Annotated in this window: 16 protein-coding genes; 12 read left to right on the top strand and 4 right to left on the bottom strand. The window is 66.6% G+C overall.

Translation table 11 applies throughout. From position 1 onward, the window contains the following. The first annotated feature begins 95 nt into the window (after window positions 1-95). Window positions 96-1,301, top strand: a complete 1,206-nt coding sequence (locus tag DZC52_RS07920; protein WP_116650595.1) for an MFS transporter — start codon at window positions 96-98, stop codon at window positions 1,299-1,301. Between the two features lie 12 nt (window positions 1,302-1,313). Here the strand turns inward: DZC52_RS07920 and DZC52_RS07915 are convergent, their stop codons facing one another. The 3 genes from DZC52_RS07915 to DZC52_RS07905 form a co-directional block, all read right to left on the bottom strand. Then, window positions 1,314-3,959 carry a cation-translocating P-type ATPase gene (locus DZC52_RS07915; protein WP_116650594.1) on the bottom strand — a complete coding sequence of 882 codons (2,646 nt, stop codon included), beginning with the start codon at window positions 3,957-3,959 and terminating at the stop codon, window positions 1,314-1,316. A gap of 137 nt (window positions 3,960-4,096) precedes the next feature. Further along, window positions 4,097-4,561: an FKBP-type peptidyl-prolyl cis-trans isomerase gene (locus DZC52_RS07910; RefSeq protein WP_116650593.1), complete on the bottom strand. Its 465-nt coding sequence runs from the start codon at window positions 4,559-4,561 to the stop codon at window positions 4,097-4,099. A gap of 83 nt (window positions 4,562-4,644) precedes the next feature. Continuing rightward, window positions 4,645-6,312 carry an acyl-CoA dehydrogenase family protein gene (locus tag DZC52_RS07905; protein ID WP_116650592.1) on the bottom strand — a complete coding sequence of 556 codons (1,668 nt, stop codon included), beginning with the start codon at window positions 6,310-6,312 and terminating at the stop codon, window positions 4,645-4,647. 81 nt (window positions 6,313-6,393) lie between these two features. On the opposite strand from DZC52_RS07905, the gene DZC52_RS07900 reads away from it, so the two are divergent. From DZC52_RS07900 to serS, 11 genes are all read left to right on the top strand, one after another. Further along, window positions 6,394-6,843, top strand: a complete 450-nt coding sequence (locus DZC52_RS07900) for an RrF2 family transcriptional regulator (RefSeq protein WP_116650591.1) — start codon at window positions 6,394-6,396, stop codon at window positions 6,841-6,843. Between the two features lie 253 nt (window positions 6,844-7,096). Then, entirely contained in the window at window positions 7,097-8,407 is a 1,311-nt protein-coding gene (locus DZC52_RS07895; RefSeq protein WP_116650590.1) for an N-acetylmuramoyl-L-alanine amidase, read from the top strand. 331 nt (window positions 8,408-8,738) lie between these two features. Next, window positions 8,739-10,502: a DNA mismatch repair endonuclease MutL gene (gene mutL, locus DZC52_RS07890; protein WP_116650589.1), complete on the top strand. Its 1,764-nt coding sequence runs from the start codon at window positions 8,739-8,741 to the stop codon at window positions 10,500-10,502. Window positions 10,503-10,542: 40 nt separating this feature from the next. After that, a complete protein-coding gene (gene miaA / locus DZC52_RS07885; protein ID WP_116650588.1) occupies window positions 10,543-11,469 on the top strand; it encodes a tRNA (adenosine(37)-N6)-dimethylallyltransferase MiaA in 927 nt (308 codons plus the stop codon). A 90-nt stretch (window positions 11,470-11,559) separates the two neighbouring features. After that, window positions 11,560-11,799 carry an RNA chaperone Hfq gene (gene hfq, locus DZC52_RS07880; protein WP_116650587.1) on the top strand — a complete coding sequence of 80 codons (240 nt, stop codon included), beginning with the start codon at window positions 11,560-11,562 and terminating at the stop codon, window positions 11,797-11,799. Window positions 11,800-11,846: 47 nt separating this feature from the next. Beyond that, the gene (gene hflX / locus DZC52_RS07875) at window positions 11,847-13,103 is read left to right on the top strand and encodes a ribosome rescue GTPase HflX (RefSeq protein ID WP_116650586.1); all 1,257 of its coding nucleotides are present in this window, start codon (window positions 11,847-11,849) and stop codon (window positions 13,101-13,103) included. Between the two features lie 105 nt (window positions 13,104-13,208). Further along, window positions 13,209-14,372 carry an FtsH protease activity modulator HflK gene (hflK, locus tag DZC52_RS07870; RefSeq protein WP_116650585.1) on the top strand — a complete coding sequence of 388 codons (1,164 nt, stop codon included), beginning with the start codon at window positions 13,209-13,211 and terminating at the stop codon, window positions 14,370-14,372. A gap of 1 nt (window position 14,373) precedes the next feature. Continuing rightward, window positions 14,374-15,231: a protease modulator HflC gene (hflC, locus tag DZC52_RS07865; protein WP_116650584.1), complete on the top strand. Its 858-nt coding sequence runs from the start codon at window positions 14,374-14,376 to the stop codon at window positions 15,229-15,231. A gap of 2 nt (window positions 15,232-15,233) precedes the next feature. Next, a complete protein-coding gene (locus DZC52_RS07860) occupies window positions 15,234-15,419 on the top strand; it encodes a DUF2065 domain-containing protein (RefSeq protein ID WP_116650583.1) in 186 nt (61 codons plus the stop codon). A 22-nt stretch (window positions 15,420-15,441) separates the two neighbouring features. Beyond that, the gene (locus DZC52_RS07855; RefSeq protein ID WP_116650582.1) at window positions 15,442-16,725 is read left to right on the top strand and encodes an adenylosuccinate synthase; all 1,284 of its coding nucleotides are present in this window, start codon (window positions 15,442-15,444) and stop codon (window positions 16,723-16,725) included. 181 nt (window positions 16,726-16,906) lie between these two features. Then, entirely contained in the window at window positions 16,907-18,190 is a 1,284-nt protein-coding gene (gene serS, locus DZC52_RS07850; RefSeq protein WP_116650581.1) for a serine--tRNA ligase, read from the top strand. A 22-nt stretch (window positions 18,191-18,212) separates the two neighbouring features. On the opposite strand, the gene DZC52_RS15625 is transcribed toward serS, so the two are convergent. Further along, on the bottom strand, window positions 18,213-18,415 hold a 203-nt coding region (locus tag DZC52_RS15625), incomplete at its 5' end, for a hypothetical protein (protein WP_220338304.1).

Genomic DNA, 18,415 nt, shown 5'->3' with positions numbered 1-18,415 from the left:
GAGCGCCGCGCCAATCGGCGCGGCGCTCTATACTGGCGCCATGGTTTCCGGCAAGACGACATGCCCGGTCCTGCAGCGGCCGGGGAGGGTGGTGCATGCCTGAGGATCGCCGCGGCGGCCTGCCCCCGGCGGGCCGCTTCGCATTCCTGGCCGCCCTTTGCTCCTCTTTCGGCCAGACCTTCTACATCGGCCTGTTCGGCGCGGACTTCCGCGCCGAGTTCGGGTTGAGCGAGTCGGCGCTGGGCACGCTCTACGGCACGGCCACGCTGATCAGCGGCCTGAGCATGTTCTGGCTCGGCGCGATGGCCGACCGCCTGGCCATGCGCCGGGCCATCGTCGTGACCATGGCCATGCTGGCGGTGGGCGCGGCCCTGGTCGGCCTCACTCCCGGCGTCGCCGGCCTTTTCGTCGGCCTGTTCCTGCTCCGCCTGGCGGGGCAGGGGCTGGCTGGGCACCTGGCCGTCGTGGCCGCCGGCCGCTACGCGGTTGCCGGGCGCGGCCGGGCCGTCGCGATGGCGACCTACGGCTTCATCCTGGGCGAGGCGCTGCTGCCGCCGGGCGTTGCTGCCCTGATGGGCTGGCTGGACTGGCGCGAGATCTGGTTTTGCGCCGCGGCCGGTGTCGCCCTGCTGGCGCTGCCGGCCCTTTTCGGCCTGGCGCGGCCCCTGGTCGGGCATGTCGAGCCCGAGGCCGGGGAAGTCGGCGATATCGATACATCGGTACGCTCGCGCAGGAGCCTGTTCGTCAACGGCCGGTTCCTGCGGGTGCTTGCGGTCGCCCTGGTTTCGCCCTTCGTGGTTACCGCGCTGTTCTTGCACCAGGGCACCCTGGCCGAGCGACTGGACTGGTCGCTGGCGGCCGTGGCCTCCGGATTCGTGCTCTTCGCGGGGATGCAGGCACTGGCCGCCTTCGCCGGCGGTCGGCTGGTTGACCGCTTCAGCGCCCGGGCGTTGCTGCGTTCCTATCTTTTGCCACTGGGCGTCGGCGTTCTCGGGCTCGGTATTCTGCCGTCGCAGGCCGCCATGTGGCTCATGTTCGCCGGCCTGGGGCTGACTGCGGGCGTCAACGGCGTCGTCTGCGGGGCGGTCTGGGTGGAGTTGTTCGGCACCGCGCGGCTGGGAATGATCCGGGGTGTCTACGCTGCGCTGATGGTGGTGTCGACGGCTATCGGACCGATCGTGCTGGGAATGGCGTTCGAGGCCGGAGTCGGTCAGTTCACCATGGGGGTCGTCGTGATGGCTTACGTTCTCGTGGTGCCGGCTTTGCTGGTGCCGCGGGTCAGTCATTCAAGCCGCCTTTGAACCGTTCCGGGATCAGGCGTCCGTCCGGTTGTCGATCTGCGATTCGATCGGTTCGCGTCGGCGCCCGAGGCTTGCGCGCCACAGGGCCTTTTCCAGTTCCACGAGCGCTGCGATGGGCAGGGCAAGCGCGGCGATCGTCAGCCAGTGACGGGCGCTCAGCGGGGCCGTGCCGAAGACTTCGGCCGCCGCGGGCAGGTAGGTGAACCCCAGCTGCAGGACAATCAGCGCGCCGATGGCCGCCAGTGCGACCGGGTTCGTTCCCAGGGTCCCGGGCGTGAATCCCGGTGCGAGCAACTGCCGGCAGTTGAACAGGTAGATCGCCTCCCCGGCGACCAGCATGTTTACCGCCAGGGTCCTTGCCAGCAGCTCCTCGCCGCTGGCGGCCATTTCCCAGTGGAACAGTCCGGAGGTGGCCGCCATCAACACCAGACCGAACCAGACGATGCGAATGGCCACGAAGCGGTTGATCAAGCCCTCCCCGGGCGGCCTCGGGGGCTGGCGCATGGCGTCTTCCTCGGCGGGTTCGAAGGCCAGTGCCAGGGCCAGGGTCACGGTCGTGACCATGTTGATCCAGAGAATGTGCACCGGCGTGACCGGCAGGGCCATGCCCGCGAGGACCGCGAGTGAAACGACGATGTATTCCGCGGCATTGGTGGGCAGGATGAAAAGCAGGGACTTGCGGATGTTGGCGTAGACGCCGCGCCCTTCCTCGACGCCGGCGGCGATGGAGGCGAAGTTGTCGTCGGCCAGTACCATGGCCGCCGCCTGCCGGGAGGCTTCGGTCCCCTTGATGCCCATGGCTACGCCGATGTCGGCGCGCTTGAGGGCCGGCGCGTCGTTGGCGCCGTCGCCGGTCATCGCCACCACTTCACTGTTGGCCTGGAGCGCCTCGACGAGGCGGAGCTTGTGCTCGGGCGCGGTTCGCGCGAACACGTGGGAAACGCGCACTCGTTCGGCCAGCGCCCGCTCGTCGAGCCGCTCGAGTTCCTGGCCGGTGACTGGTGGCTGGTCCCCGGCCATGCCCAGCTCCTCGGCGACGGCGCGAGCCGTTGCAGCGTGATCGCCGGTGATCATCTTCACTTGGATGCCGGCCCGCCGGCAGGCGGCGACGGCCTCGGGCACTTCCGCCCGGGGCGGGTCGGAGAATGCGACCAGCCCGAGCAGGCGCAGGCCGGCGTCGCTCAGGCGGGACTCGTCGAGTGCTGCGCCGGCGCCATCCGACTTTCCGGCGGCCACAGCGAGCACGCGAAGCCCTTTCTCGGCCAGGCCATCCAGCCGCTCGTGCCATCCGGCGGCATCCAGGGGCATGGATCCCGAAGCGGTGGCCGTGCTTTCGCACAGCGACAGGATGCGCTCGGGCGCCCCCTTGACCGTGAGGGTTTGGCCGTGGGCGCTTGCCATCAGCTTGCGCTCCGAGGAGAAGGGCAGCAGCCCCGTCCGCGGCCGCTTGCGCCGCAATGCCGCCAGGTCGATGCCGGCCGGCTCGGCCAGGCCGAGCAGCGCGGCCTCGATGGGGTCGTTGTGGTCGCTGCCCTGCTCGGCGTCGTTGCAGAGCAGCGCCGCTTCGACCAGTCGCCTGAATGTCTCGCCGGCACCCGGAAGCTGTCCGGGCGCGATGCTGCCTTCGGCGGTGATCAGTTCGCGGGCGCGCAGTTCGTTGCCCGTCAGCGTTCCCGTCTTGTCGGAGCAGATGACGGTGACCGCACCCAGGGTTTCGACCGCGGGCAAGCGCCGGACGATGGCCTTTCGCGCGGCCATGCGCTGTACGCCGATCGCGAGGGTAACGGTCATGATGGCCGGCAGGCCCTCGGGAATGGCTGAAACCACAAGCGCCACGCCGGCGAGGAAACCCTCGCCGAGGCCCATGTCGTGGAGACCGACGCCCAGGGCGATGATTGCGGTGGTCAGGGCCAGCAGGAGGCCGGTCAGGCGCCGGCCGAACCGGTTCATCTGGCGTACCAGAGGCGTCGACAGCGGCTCGACCTGCTCGAGCAGCGTGCTGATGCGGCCTAGCTCGGTGTCGCGCCCGATCCCGGTGACCACGCCGATGGCCTGGCCGCCGACGACCATGGTGCCCGACCAGACCATGCTTCGGCGCTCGGCCAGATCGGTGTTTGCGGCCACCGGTTCGGTTTGCCGCCCGACCGGCACCGACTCGCCGGTCAGCGCGGCCTGGTCGATGCGCAGGCCGTGCGATTCGATCAGGCGCATGTCGGCGGGCACGCGGTCGCCGGCCTGCAGCGCGACGATGTCGCCCGGGACCAGTGAAGCGGCGGGCACGGTGACGGGCCGATCCCCGCGCCGCACCCTTGCGCGCAGCGCGAGCATCCGGCCGATGGCCTCCATGGCGCGTTCGGCCTTGCCTTCCTGCACCAGGCCGACCAGTGCGTTGATGATCACAACCGCCGCGATCACGGCGGCGTCGACCCAGTGATCGGTCAATGCCGACAACGCAGCGGCTGCAATCAGGACGTAGATCAGGACATCGTGGAACTGGGCGGCCAGGCGCCGCCACCAGGGCCGTCCGGCCTGCCCCGGAAGGCGGTTCGGGCCGAATTCCGCCTGACGACGTTCGACCTCCGAGTCATCCAGGCCACGGGGCGAGGATTCGAGCTTGTGAAGGGTCTCGTCGACCCCGAGTGCATGCCAGTCGGCCATCGATCATCCGGTGAACGGATAGAGCCTCGATGATAGCGCCGAAGGGGCAATCACCGCGTGCTGCGGCGGCTTGCGGCCACAAAAAAGGGGCCTCGCGATGAGGCCCCTCGGAAAGTCCTGCTTCTTAGCGGCAGCGATCAGGCCGCGACGGTGCCCTGGGAGACTTCTTCCTCGGTGGCTTCGCGCACGCCCTTGATGGCGACCTTGAAGTTGAGCACCTGGCCGGCCAGCATGTGGTTGCCGTCGACCGTGACCGACTCGTCGCCGACTTCCTTGACGGTCACCGTCATCGGGCCGGCATTGGATTCGGCGCGGAAGGTCATGCCCGGCTCGACCTTTTCGACGCCCGCGAAGGCATCCTTCGGTACGTCCTGGACCAGTTCGTCGCGATAGGGGCCGTAGCCTTCCTCGGGATCGACGGCCACTTCCAGCTCGTCGCCCTCGGTCTTGCCCTCGATCGCCTTTTCCAGGCCGGGAATGATGTTCTGGTGGCCGTGCAGGTACTGCAGCGGCTCCCGGCCTTCGGAGGTGTCGATGACCTGGCCGTCGTCTCCGGTCAGGGTGTAGTCGATGCTGACGACGGTGTTGTTGGCAATTTCCATGATGATCCTAGCTTTCTGGTTTGGTGAACAAACTAACATGGAGCGGGCCTCCAGCGCTTTCAACCACCCGCGCAGACGGGCGCTCAGGCCGGAAAGGCGCGCTCGACGATCGCTGTCCGGTCGACGCCCGCCGGCAGCGAGCCGTGAAGGCCGGCACCGCGGGGAGTGAGCCGGGCTTCGCAGAAGGCTTCGGCCAGCGGGCTGCCGGCCTCGATCAGCACCGTGGCCTGCAGGCAGAGCGCCAGGGCCTCGGTCAGGACCCGCGCCTGTTGGGGGGCTTCGTCGGGACGATCCATCAGCCGCTTGACCGTGTCGAGACGCCCGGCAATGCCGTCGTGGTCGCCGCGGTGCGGTTCGAGATGCCCGAGCAGCGCGTCCATCGACCCCGGATCGCGCTGGGCCGCGCGCAGCACGTCCAGGCACTGCACGTTGCCCGAACCTTCCCAGATGGCGTTGACCGGCGCCTCCCGATAGAGCCTCGGCAGGATCGACTCCTCCACGTAGCCGGCGCCGCCCAGGCATTCCTGGGCCTCGTTGATCGCGCCGACGGCGCGCTTGCACACCCAGTACTTGGCCACGGGTGTGGCGATGCGGGCGAGGCGCTCGGCCTGCTCGTCGCCGCCGCTGGCGCGCTCGAAGCGACCGGCGAGGAACATCGCCAGGCTCAGCGAGGCCTCGGATTCGATCGACAGGTCGGCCAGCACGTTGCCCATCAGCGGCTGGTCGATCAGCCGGTTGCCGAAGGCCTCGCGCCCGCGCGCGTGGTGGATGGCCTCGACCACCCCCTTGTGGATCAGTGAGGCCGAGCCGATCACGCAGTCCAGGCGCGTCTCCGCGACCATTCGGATGATGGTGGCTACGCCGCGTCCCGGTTCGCCGACCATGACCGCCCAGGTACCCGGGTATTCGATTTCCGACGAGGCGTTGGAGCGATTGCCGAGTTTGTCCTTGAGCCGCATGATGCGGAAGGGATTGGCCGAGCCATCCGGACGGAAGCGCGGCACCAGGAAGCAGCTCAGGCCTTCGTCGGACTGCGCCAGGGTCAGGAAGGCATCGCACATCGGCGCCGAGCAGAACCACTTGTGGCCTACCAGTTCGTATTCCCGGCCGGCGCCGGGCTTGCCCAGGGGCGTCGCCCGGGTCGAATTCGAGCGCACATCCGAGCCACCCTGCTTTTCGGTCATGGCCATGCCAAGCGTAACGCCGCGCTTCTGTTCCGCCGGCACGAAGCGCTCGTCGTAGCGCGAGGCCAGCACCCGCGGCTCCCATTCCGCGGCCACTTCGGGTTGGGCGCGCAGTGCCGGGACCACGGCGTGGGTCATGGTGATCGGGCACATCGTGCCGGCTTCGAACTGATTGTGCAGGAACATCATCGCCGAGCGGGCGACCCTGCCGCCGGGCCGGCCCGACCAGGTCAGACTGGCCAGGCCGTTGTCGAGCCCGATGGCCATGATGCGGTGGTAGGCGGGGTGATAGTCGACCCGGTCGATGCGGTGGCCGAATCGGTCATGGGTGCGCAGACGCGGCGTGAATTCGTTGGCGTCGAATCCGAGCGGGCCGATCTCGGCGGCGGCCAGCCGGGCGAAATCGTGGACGCGCTGTTCGAAGGCGCTGCCGCCCTCGCGTTCGAGGGCCTCCCGCAGGGCCGGGTGGCGCGCCCAGGGATCGTAGTCGGTCAGCGGCTCGGGCTGATTGAAGACCTGGTGCGTATCCCTTTTCGATACGCGAGCGGTTGAAGAATCCTGCGACATGGCGCCCCCGGAGGATCGATCACTTGATGATGTGAATATTCACTATACAAAAGCTGACGGTCGGCGGGTTAGAATCACGCGATGCGCCTGACCCAGTACACCGATTTTTCCCTGCGCGTGCTCATCTACCTGGGCCTGCATGATGACCGCCGATGCACGATCCGCGAGATTTCCGAGGCTTACGGCATCTCCCGGAACCACCTCATGAAGGTCGTGCAGCAGCTGGCCGCGGAGGGCTTCATCGATTCCGTCCGGGGCGTGGGCGGCGGTCTGACGCTCTCGGCCGATGCGGGCCAGCTCAAGGTGGGGCGCATCGTGCGGGCCATGGAGCCCGATCTCGGTCTGGTCGAGTGCATGCGACCCGACAACGAATGCGTGATCACGCCGGCCTGCGCGCTCGTCGGCATGCTGTCGGAAGCGAAGAAGGCATTTCTGGAGGTGCTCGACGGCTATACCCTGGCCGACATCCTCGCCCCGCCGCGCCGTCAGGAACTCTCGCGCCTGCTCGATATCCGCGTCGAATCGGCCTGAGACGACCCTTCCGACTCCCGCACGCGCTCGTCGAAACAGGCACTTGCGCCCGAGTCCTGGCGGACGCCGGGCCTCTCCTGCGCAATCCATTGACGACGCAGGCCTTTGTGGCGTCGGCCACGGCCGGTCGCGGGGTTGGATGCGTTTCCCCAAGCAGCTTCTGGAAAGTATTCGCAAGCTTCCGATTTGGCTTGAAAAAATCCTCCCGTCAGTGCATGATTGAGTGGAACTTGCGGCCGAGGGTCGATTCCACATGCGCAAGGCAATCACGCTTCTAGGGTTTCTGCTGGTAGCGGCCAGTCTGTCGGCGGCCGCCGGCGAGGTGCGCAACCTGCGTGTCTGGGCCAGTCCGGACAGCACGCGCGCGGTGCTCGATCTCGATCAGCGCGTGGACTACCGCCTGTTCACGCTGGACAACCCTTCGCGCGTGGTCATCGACATCGACGATGTCGATCTCGACCGCGTACTGGAGCTTGACGAGGAACACAGCGGCGTGATCCGTCGCGTTCGTCATGGCGTGCGCGAAGGTCACGACCTGCGCGTCGTGCTCGATCTCGAAGGAACAGTGCGCCCCCAGAGTTTCCTGCTCGCCCCGGCCGGGGAATATGGCCATCGACTCGTCGTCGACCTGTATCCCGAGGATGGGCAGACCGCCGAGCAGCGCGTGCGCGAGGCGGTCCAGTCGGCCCAGGGCGGCGAACGCGACATGATCGTGGCCATCGACGCCGGGCACGGCGGCGAGGATCCGGGCGCCATCGGGCCGTCCGGTACCTACGAAAAGACCGTGGCCCTGGCCCTGGCGCGTGAGCTCAAGGAGCAGATCGACGCTGAGCCGGGCATGCGCAGCGTACTGATTCGCACCGGTGACTATTACATTCCCCTCGAAGAACGCTATGCGCGAGCGCGCGAGGCTCGCGCGGACCTGTTCCTGTCGATCCACGCGGATGCGTTCCGGGATCGCCGGGTTCGCGGGAGTTCCGTCTACGTCCTGTCGCGCCGCGGCGCTTCCAGTGAGGCAGCCAAGTGGCTGGCCCGAAGCGAGAACCGATCGGACCTGGTCGGCGGGGTCAAGCTGGATCGCGACGACGACGTGCTGAGTTCGGTATTGCTCGACCTGTCGCAGAACGTGGCCATGGAATACAGCACGGAAGCCGCCGAGGCCATCCTCGGTCAGCTCGCTCGCGTGGGCAAGCAGCACCGCGAGCGGGTCGAGCGGGCCAATTTCGTGGTGCTGCGCTCGCCCGACGTCCCGAGCGTCCTGGTCGAGGTCGGGTTCATCAGCAATCCGCACGACGAGGCCAATCTCAACAGCGGCACGCACCGTAGCCAGGTCGCCGAGGCCATCGTCAACGGCGTGCGCCGACATTTCTTCGAGACCGCGCCGCAGGGCACCTGGATCGCCGCCAATCGGGAAGGCAGCCGCCACATCGTCGAGCGCGGCGATACCCTGGGCGTGATCGCGCAGAAATACCGCACCAGCGTGTCCCGCATCCGGCAGGCCAACAATATCGACGGGGATGTCATCCATCCGGGCGCGGTGCTGGTGATCCCAGCGGGATCCTAGAAGAAGGATTTCAGGGTTCAGGTTTCAGGTTTCAGGCGCATTGGGCGGGGCCCCGAGTGACTTGCCGAAAACCCTCGCGCCGTGCCCGCCGACTGCTTCAGTTCATATCGAGTCGCCCTCGCCGCCAACGCTGACACCTGAGCGCTGTCCTCCAGAACCCAGAACCCGGAACCCGGAACCCGGAACCCGGAACCCGGAACCCGGAACCCGGAACCCGGAACACCCAGCCCCCAACCCATCGCGGCGAAGCCGCCCACCTGCAAGAGCGGCCGCCGCCTGAAACCTGAAACCTGAAACCTGAAACCTGACGCGGTCCGGTAAACTGTACGGCATGCCGATTCGCAAGCTGCCCGTCCATCTCGTCAACCAGATTGCCGCCGGTGAAGTCATCGAGCGGCCGTCTTCGATCGTCAAGGAACTGGTCGAAAACAGCCTGGATGCCGGCAGCGGCCGGATCCGCGTCGAGGCCGAGCGCGGCGGGGCGCGCAGGATCCGGGTCAGCGACGACGGTTGCGGCATTTCGCGCGACGAGCTGGCACTGGCCCTGAGCGCGCATGCGACCAGCAAGATCGAGTCCCTCGACGACCTGGAGGGCGTGGCCACCCTTGGGTTTCGCGGTGAGGCGCTGCCTTCGATCGCTTCCGTTTCGCGCCTGCGGCTGGCCTCGCGTCCGGCCGGCGCCGACAGCGGTTTTGAACTCGAGGCCGAGGCCGGGAAGGTCGGCGAGGTGCGGCCCGCCGGCATGCCCGAGGGGACGGTCATCGAGGTGCGCGACCTGTTCTACAACACGCCCGCCCGGCGCAAGTTCATGCGCACCGAGCGCACCGAGTTCGGCCACATCGACGACCTGCTCAAGCGGCTCGCACTGGCCCGGATGGATGTGGCGCTCGACCTGGCGCACGACGGCCGGATGGTGCGCAGCCTGGCGCCGGCGGCCGACGAAGCCACGCGCAACCGGCGGGTGGCGGCCGTCTGCGGCGAAGCCTTCATGGAGCAGGCCATCGTGCTCGAAGAGGCCCACGCCGGCTTGCGGCTGACGGGTTGGATCGCGCGGCCCGGGTTTTCGCGCAGCCAGGCCGACCTGCAGTTCTTCTTCGTCAACGGCCGCCTGGTCCGGGACCGTCTCGTTGCCCACGCCGTGCGCCAGGCCTACCGTGACGTGCTGTTCCACGGCCGTCACCCGGCCTTCGCGTTGATGCTGGAGCTCGATCCGCAGCGCGTGGACGTCAACGTGCACCCGCAAAAGCACGAAGTGCGCTTCCGCGACGGCCGGCTGGTCCACGATTTCCTCTTCAAGACCATCCACCATGCGCTTTCGGGCACGCGGCCCGGCGGCGAGTCGGCCCAGATGGCCGCCGCATCGAGGGCTCACGCCGCCGCGCCGAGCGCGGCGGGCTGGCAGGGCGAGGGCAATCAGTCCGGGCTGGGCCTGGGCGTGGCAGAGACGGTCTCGCGCTATGCCGAACTGGCCCGCGCGGGGCAAGGGCGAGAGCAGGCCGCCGGCGACGAAATCCCGCCGCTGGGCTTCGCCGTGGCCCAGATCCACGGGGTCTTCGTGCTGGCCGAGAACGCCGACGGCCTGATCGTCGTCGATATGCACGCCGCCCACGAGCGCATCGTCTACGAGCAACTCAAGCAGGCCTGGAGCGAAGAGCGAGTGCGATCGCAGCAGCTGCTGGTGCCTGAAAAGATTGCCGTCTCGGAACGTGAAGGCCGAGCCCTTGAGCGCCACATAGAAGGGCTCGAACGGCTGGGCTTCGAGTTGGGCCTTGCCGGCCCCGAGGCGGTCGTGATCCGCGCGGTGCCGGCCCTGCTGGCACGGGCCGACGGCCAGGGGCTGGTGCGCGACGTGCTCGCCGACCTCGTGGCGCTCGGCCAGAGCCAGCGTATCGAGACCGTGCTGGACGAACTGCTGTCGACCATCGCCTGCCATGGTTCGGTCCGGGCCAACCGGCGGCTGAACATCGACGAGATGAACGCCCTGCTGCGCGACATGGAGCGCACCGAGCGCTCCGACCAGTGCAACCACGGTCGCCCGACCTGGGTGCAGCTGGACATGAAGGCCCTCGACCGGCTTTTCCTGCGTGGTCAATAAGGAACGTGGCCGGCGGGAGCTGCCTCCCGCGGTTTTCCTGATGGGCCCCACGGCGGCCGGCAAGACAGCGGCCGCTTTCGCCCTGCACGACCGTTTCCCCGTCGAGCTGGTCAGCGTCGATTCGGCTCAGGTCTACAGGGGGCTCGATATCGGCTCGGCCAAGCCCGATGCCGGTACGCTGGCCCGCTATCCGCATGCGCTCATCGACATTCGGGACCCCGAGGAGACCTATTCGGCCGCGGATTTCGCCGTCGATGCCGCCAGCGAGATCCGTAGAATCCATGCCGCCGGACGCTGGCCGGTGCTCGTCGGCGGCACGATGCTCTACTACAGGGCGCTCCTCTACGGTCTCGATCCCATGCCGCCGGCCGATCCCGAGTTGCGCAGGGTCATCGCCGCCGAGGCTGCATCGCGCGGCTGGCGGGCCCTGCACGCCGAGCTGGCGCGGCATGATCCGGCCGCGGCGGCGGCCATTCGTCCCGCGGATAAGCAGCGGATTCAGCGCGCGGTCGAAATCCTGCGCCTGACCGGCTCAGGGCCGAGCGCTCACCACGGACACAACCGCTATCCCAGGCTGGAGGCGCTGCGCCTTGTTCTGACGCCGGCTGATCGCCATATTCTTCATGAGCGCATTGCCAGGCGTTTCGAGCAGATGCGCGAGGCCGGTTTCTTGTCCGAGGTCGAGCGCCTCAGGGCCAGGCCGGGCCTGAGCGCCGCTCACGCTTCGATGAAGAGCGTGGGCTATCGTCAGGTCTGGAGTTGTCTCGACGAGGGCGGGTGCCAGGCCGATTGCCGGCGCAAGGCGGTCGCGGCGACCCGGCAGCTGGCCAAGCGGCAATTGACCGCGTTGCGGAGAATGTCGGGTGCGCTATGGCACGATTCACTGCAAGATCGTACAATTGATTTGATTTTCAGGCAGGTAGGCGACTTTTTTGCACAATATCGAGTTGGAACCAGGACCGATTGATTGTGCCCCGGCCCCGGCCGGTTCCCGACCTGGCGTCGACCCCATAAGAATTATTAACAGGCTGAAAAAGAACTTCTAAGGAGAGTCAAGATGTCCAAGGGTCAGTCGTTACAGGATCCGTTTCTCAATGCATTAAGGCGCGAACGCGTTCCGGTTTCGATCTTTCTCGTCAACGGCATAAAGCTGCAGGGACAGATCGAGTCGTTCGACAACTTCGTGGTGCTTTTGAAGAATTCGGTCAGCCAGATGATCTACAAGCATGCCATTTCCACCGTCGTGCCGGCTCGCAACGTGCACATCGGTGACCTGGCGGAGGACGAGCAGCCCTGATAGAAGATTTCGCGCCAGCCGTCGCTGGCGGCGCCTCCAGGACCCTGTTGCTGCATCCGGTTCTCGGGCCGGATTCGGGCGAGGAATCGCGCACCGAGTTTCGCCTGCTGGCCCGGTCGGCCGGGCTCGAGGTGGTCGATGAGGTGCTGGCTCCGCGAGACGCGCCCGATCCCAAGTACCTGGTCGGCAGCGGCAAGGTCGATGAAGTGCGTGAGCGAGCCGAGGCGAGCGAAGCGCAACTGGTGCTCGTCAACGGCAGGCTCAGCCCCGTTCAGGAGCGAAACCTCGCGCGCAGCCTCAAGCGCGGCGTGCTCGACCGGACCACCCTGATTCTCGATATCTTCGCCCAGCGGGCCCGCTCGCACGAGGGCAAGCTGCAGGTCGAGCTGGCGCAGCTGCGCCACCTGTCGACGCGGCTGGTGCGCGGTTGGACCCACCTCGAGCGCCAGCGCGGCGGTATCGGCATGCGCGGGCCGGGTGAAACCCAGCTCGAAACGGACCGTCGCCTGCTCGGCAACCGAATACGCCAGCTGACCGCGCGCCTGGAAAAGGTACAGCAGCGCCGCGAGCAGGGGCGGCGTGCCCGCAATCGCAGCGAGGTGCCACTCGTGGCGCTGGTCGGCTACACCAACGCCGGCAAGTCGACGCTGTTCAATCGCCTCACCTCGGGCGAGGTGATGGCGCGCGACCAGTTGTTTGCCACGCTCGACCCAACGGTTCGACGCATCGAGGGCCTGGCCGGCTCGTCGGTGCTGATGTCGGACACCGTCGGCTTCATTCGTGAGCTGCCGCACGAGCTGGTCGCTGCCTTCCGCTCCACGCTGGAAGAAACGCTGTCGGCCAGCCTGGTCGTGCACGTGATCGACGCCGCCGATCCCGACCGGCTGCAGCAGCAGTCTGTGGTCGAAGAAGTGCTCGACGATATCGGTGCCGGCGAGTTGCCCATGCTCAAGGTCTTCAATAAGGTCGACCTGACCGAGCGCGGCCCGGGCCTGGAACGCGATGCCGACGGCCGGATCACGGCCGTCTGGCTGTCGGCTGAGGGCGGCGAAGGGCTCGACGACTTCGCCGCAGCGCTGTCGGAGCGGCTGGCCGAGGGCCGGATCCGACGGGAGATCCATGTGCCGGTCGAGGGGCAGCGGTTGCGATCGCGCCTGTTCGATCTGGGTGTGGTGGTCGACGAGCGGATCGAGGATGACGGCTCCAGTCGCCTGGAGGTCGATCTCGATGAGCGGGATGCCCGGAAACTCGCCCGACTGCGGGGAGCGGATGGACAACTGGCCGAGCAACTCCTGTTAAACTAATCGATTCCGAGCATCGGGCGCCGCGCGGCTCATCTGCAGCGAGTGAACGGGGCCGGCAGTGGTCGGCCAGTGGACCGGCGCAAGGACGAAATCACGGAGATATCAATGCCCTGGAACGAACCCGGACGCGGCAGTGGCGGCGGAGGCGATCGCGACCCCTGGAAAGGGGGCAACGGTCAGCAGCCGCCGGACCTCGACGAAGTATTTGCCAACGTGCAACGGCGCCTGAAGAAGATCATGGGCGGCGGTGGCGACGACGGCGGCGGCCGCAAGGGCGGCTCGGGCGGTGGTTCCTTCGCGCCCTTCGTCGGCCTCGTGGTCCTGTTGCTGGTCATCTGGGTCGCCTGGAGCTCGGTCCACATCATCGACGAATCCGAGCGCGGCGTCGTCCTGCGCTTCGGTGAGTACAACCGCACCGTCGCCCCGGGCCTGAAGTTCACCCTGCCGCAGCCGGTCGAAGAAGTGCAGAAGGTCAACGTCAGCCGGGTGCGCTCGCTGGAGAACTCCAGCCGCATGCTGACCGGTGACGAGAACCTCATCGATCTGGCCTACGCGGTGCAGTATCGCGTGGTCACGCCGGAGGACTTCCTGTTCAACGTCTCACAGCCGGAGGTGTCGCTTTCGCACGCGGCCGACAGCGCCATCCGCGAGATCGTCGGTACCAACAACATGGATTTCATCCTCGAGATCGGCCGCGGGCAGATCGCGCTCGACACGCAGGCGTTGCTCGAGGAGATCATCGCGCGTTACGAGGTCGGCATCGAGATCACATCGTTCAACCTGCAGGAAGTCCGGCCGCCGTCGCAGGTGCGCCAGGCCTTCGACGACGTCGTTCGGGCCCGCGAGGATCAGATCCGCTTTGCCAACGAAGCGCAGGCCTACGCCAACCAGGTGGTGCCCGAGGCGCGCGGTCGGGCCGCACGCGTCATGGAGGAGGCCGAGGGCTATCGCGACGCCAAGATCGCCGAGGCAACCGGTGAAGCAGATCGCTTCGTCGCGCTGCTGACCGAATACGAACAGGCCCCGGAGGTGACCCGCGAACGTCTCTATATCGAGACGCTCGAAACGGTCTTTGGTCGCTCGGCGAAGATCCTCATGGATGCCCCATCGAGCAACAACATGCTGTACCTCCCCATCGATCGGCTGAGCCAGGGTGGCTCGTCGCTGGCGCCACCGCCGCCCATGACCTTGCAGGATGACCAGAGGGGTTCGGGCACGACCCAGACCCAGACTGATCCGCGCAGCCGCACCGGCCGGGAGGATCGTTGATATGAGATTGCTTATTCCCATCGTGTTGATCGCGCTCGTGGTCGTCGGCCTCAGCAGCCTGTTCATCGTCAAGGAAACCGAATACGCCATTCGCTTCCGGCTCGGTGAAGTCGTGCAGACGGACTACGAGCCGGGCCTGCACACGAAGGTCCCGTTCATCAACAACATCCGCAAGTTCGACAATCGCCTGATGACGATGGACATGCGGCCCGAGCAGATGAACACCGCCGAGCAGAAGTTCGTCGAAGTCGATTACTACGTGAAGTGGCGCATCATGAACCCGCGCGACTACTACGTGGCCACGCGGGGCGACCAGGTGTTCACGCGAGCGAGATTGTCGGAGCTGATCCGGAACGACCTGCGTGACGAGTTCGCACAGCGCACGCTCAGCGAGGTCGTCTCCGAGCAGCGCCGCGAGATGATGGAAGCGCTCGTGGTTCGAGCCGACCAGCGCTTCGAGGATTTCGGTATCGATGTCATCGACGTTCGAATCAAGAAGATCGAGCTGACCGACGAAGTGCTCAGTTCCGTCTTCGACCGCATGGAGACCCAGCGCACGGAGTATGCCAACGAGTTGCGCTCGCTCGGTCGGGAAGAGGCCGAGAGAATCCGCGCCGATGCCGACCGCCGGGTACGGATCCTGCTGGCCGAGGCGCAACGCGATGCGCAGCGACTGCGTGGTGAGGGTGATGCGCGGGCGGCCGCCATCTATGCCGAGGCGTTCAACCAGAACCGGGATTTCTATTCCTTCTGGCGTAGCCTCGAGGCATACAACGCCAGCATCGGCACGCAGAACGACGTCATGCTGCTCGACGCCGAGTCGGACTTCTTCCGCTACCTGGACAAGCAGCAGGACTAGCCGTGTGGGGCGACCTGTTGCTCGCCGGCAGCCTGGTCCTGATCATCGAAGGGCTGATGCCTGCCATCAGCCCGTCCGGCTGGCGCAGCATGGTCAGCCAGGCCGCCCAGTTGTCCGACCGCGGCCTGCGTGCCGGTGGCGTAGCGCTTATCATCATCGGCGCGGTGATCTTCCACCTCGTCGGCTGATTTTCAATTTCGGGGATATCCAATGTCTCGATCCGTCGTGATTCTCGGCACCCAGTGGGGCGACGAGGGCAAGGGCAAGATCGTCGACCTGCTGGCACACGACACCGATGCGGTCGTGCGCTTCCAGGGCGGCCACAACGCCGGTCATACGCTGGTGGTCAACGGTGAGAAGACCGTGTTGCACGTCATTCCCTCCGGCGTGCTCACCGAGCGCGCGCGCTGCCTGATCGGCAACGGCGTCGTCGTGGCGCCGCATGCGCTGATGAAAGAAATCCACGGTCTCGAAGCCAAGGGCATCGACGTCCGTTCGCGCCTGGGCATCTCACCGGCCTGCCCCGCGATCCTCGGCTTCCACGAAGCACTCGATCGGGCCAAGGAGCTGGCCCGTGGAAAGAAGGCCATCGGCACGACCGGTCGCGGCATCGGGCCCGCCTACGAGGACAAGGCCTCGCGCATGGGGCTTCGGCTGGCGGACCTGGCCGATCCCCGGCGGCTGGAGGAGAAACTCGGCGGTCTCGTCGACTACTACAACTTTCTGTTGACCGAGTATTACAAAGCCGAGCCCGTCGACGGGGACCGGATCGCCGAGGAAGCCGCCGCCATGGGCGCGGAACTCAAGCCGATGTTCGCCGACGTCACCGGCGAGCTGCACGAGCTGCGCCGCGACAACAGAAAGATTCTGTTCGAAGGCGCCCAGGGCAGCCTGCTCGACATCGATCACGGCACCTATCCGTTCGTGACCTCGTCGAATACCACCGTCGGCGGCGTCATGACCGGCGCCGGCGTCGGCCCCGGCGATATCGATTACGTGCTGGGTATTACCAAGGCCTACACCACCCGCGTGGGCTCGGGCCCGTTCCCGACCGAACTGCACGACGACGACGGCAAGCTCATGGCCGAGCGCGGCGTGGAGTTCGGCGCCACGACGGGGCGCCCGCGCCGCTGCGGCTGGCTGGATGCGGTCGCGCTCAAGCGCATGGTGCGCATCAACGGCGTGACCGGGCTGTGCATCACCAAGCTCGATGTCCTCGACGCCTTTGACCGCGTGCGCATCTGCGTCGACTACGACGGCGTGGACGGATTCCCGGTGGGCGCCGAGGAATGGGAGCGCGCCACCCCGGTCTACGAAGACATGCCGGGCTGGGATGCCTCCACCCAGGGCCTGACCGACCAGGACAAGCTGCCGGCCGAAGCCCGTGCCTACCTCGACCGCCTCGAGGAACTGATCGAAGCGCCGGTGCACATGCTATCGACTGGCCCCGAACGCGACGCCAATGTCATCCTGAGACATCCATTCAAAGATTGAAAAGCCTCTCGCAAAGGCGCCAAGGCGCAAGGGTCGCAAAGTTGTTTAGTATTTGATGAAGTGATGGAGTGAACTCAGCGCCATGAGTTCGTCCGGAATTCATTGAATTTGAATTTCATTGCGAACTTTGCGCCTTGGCGCCTTTGCGAGAACTTCCGTAACGGGAATTGGGAACGGCACTATGCTTGATCCGCAACTACTCAGACACGATCTCGACGACGTCGCCGCGAAGCTCGCGCGGCGCGGTTATCACCTCGACATCGAGAACTACGCCTCGCTGGAGGCGCGGCGCAAGGAACTGCAGACGAAGACCGAGGAGCTGCAGGCCGAGCGCAATCGGCGCTCGAAGTCGATCGGGCAGGCCAAGGCCGCCGGCGAGGACATCGAGCCCCTGCTGGCCGAGGTCGGCCAGCTCGGCGACGACCTGAAGGCCGCCAGCGAGGAACTCGAGCAGGTCCGCCACGAACTCGAGCGCGTCCAGCTCGACATGCCCAACCTGCCGGACGAGTCCGTGCCCGACGGCGAGGACGAGTCGGACAATGCCCTGGTGCGCAGCTTCGGCGAGCCGACCGAGCTGGATTTCGAGCCGCGCGATCATGTCGAGATCGGCGAGGCGCTCGACGGCATCGATTTCGAGCTGGCCGCCAAGCTTTCCGGCAGCCGTTTCGCCGTGCTGGGCGGGCAGGTGGCTCGCCTGCATCGCGCCCTGGCGCAGTTCATGCTCGACCTGCATGCCGGCGAGCACGGCTACCGGGAAATGTACGTTCCCTATCTCGTCAATGCCGAGGCCATGCAGGGCACCGGCCAACTGCCCAAGTTCGCCGACGATGCCTTCGCTATCGACGACGACCCGGCCCGCTACCTGATCCCGACCGCCGAGGTTCCGCTGACCAACCTGGTGGCAGACGAGATCGTCGACGCCGACCGGCTGCCCCTGAAGTTCGTCGCCCATACCCCGTGCTTCCGACGCGAGGCCGGCGCCTACGGCAAGGACACCCGCGGCATGATCCGCCAGCACCAGTTCGACAAGGTCGAGCTCGTCCAGATCGTGCGGCCCGAGGATTCCGAGGCCGGCCTCGAAGCGCTGACCGGCCATGCCGAGAAGGTGCTGCAGGCCCTCGAGCTGCCGTACCGCGTCATGACCCTTTGCGCCGGCGACATGGGCTTTTCCGCGCGCAAGACCTACGACCTGGAAGTCTGGCTGCCCGGCCAGAACGCCTACCGCGAAATTTCGTCCTGCTCGAATTTCGGCGATTTCCAGGCCCGCCGCATGCAGGCGCGCTGGCGCAACCCCGACACCGGCAAGCCCGAGCTGGTCCACAGCCTCAACGGCTCCGGCCTGGCGGTCGGCCGCGCACTGATCGCCGTGCTGGAGAATTATCAGCAAAGGGATGGATCGGTGGTGGTTCCCGAAGCGTTGCGTTCTTACATGGGTGGGGTGGAGCGTCTGGAAGTGAGGCTTTGAAGAAGGGTTCAGGTTTCAGGGTTCAGGTTTCAGGAGCGTTTGGTGAAGCTTCGGGATCGTTGCCGACAAGCTGTGCACCGTGCATGCGGGGCGGCTGAAATGCCCCGATGCTATCTTGAGGGCCGGAACCCGGAACCCGGAACCCCTTAGTTTTGCCTGAACCCTGAACCCTGAAACCTGAAACCTGAAACCTGAAACCTGAAACCTGAAACCTGAAACCTGAAA

The organism is Wenzhouxiangella sediminis (assembly GCF_003410055.1).
In the GTDB taxonomy this organism is placed as follows: domain Bacteria; phylum Pseudomonadota; class Gammaproteobacteria; order Xanthomonadales; family Wenzhouxiangellaceae; genus Wenzhouxiangella; species Wenzhouxiangella sediminis.
The sequence above is the reverse complement of the archived record's forward strand: the minus strand, read 5'-3'. Positions and strand labels throughout refer to the sequence as shown.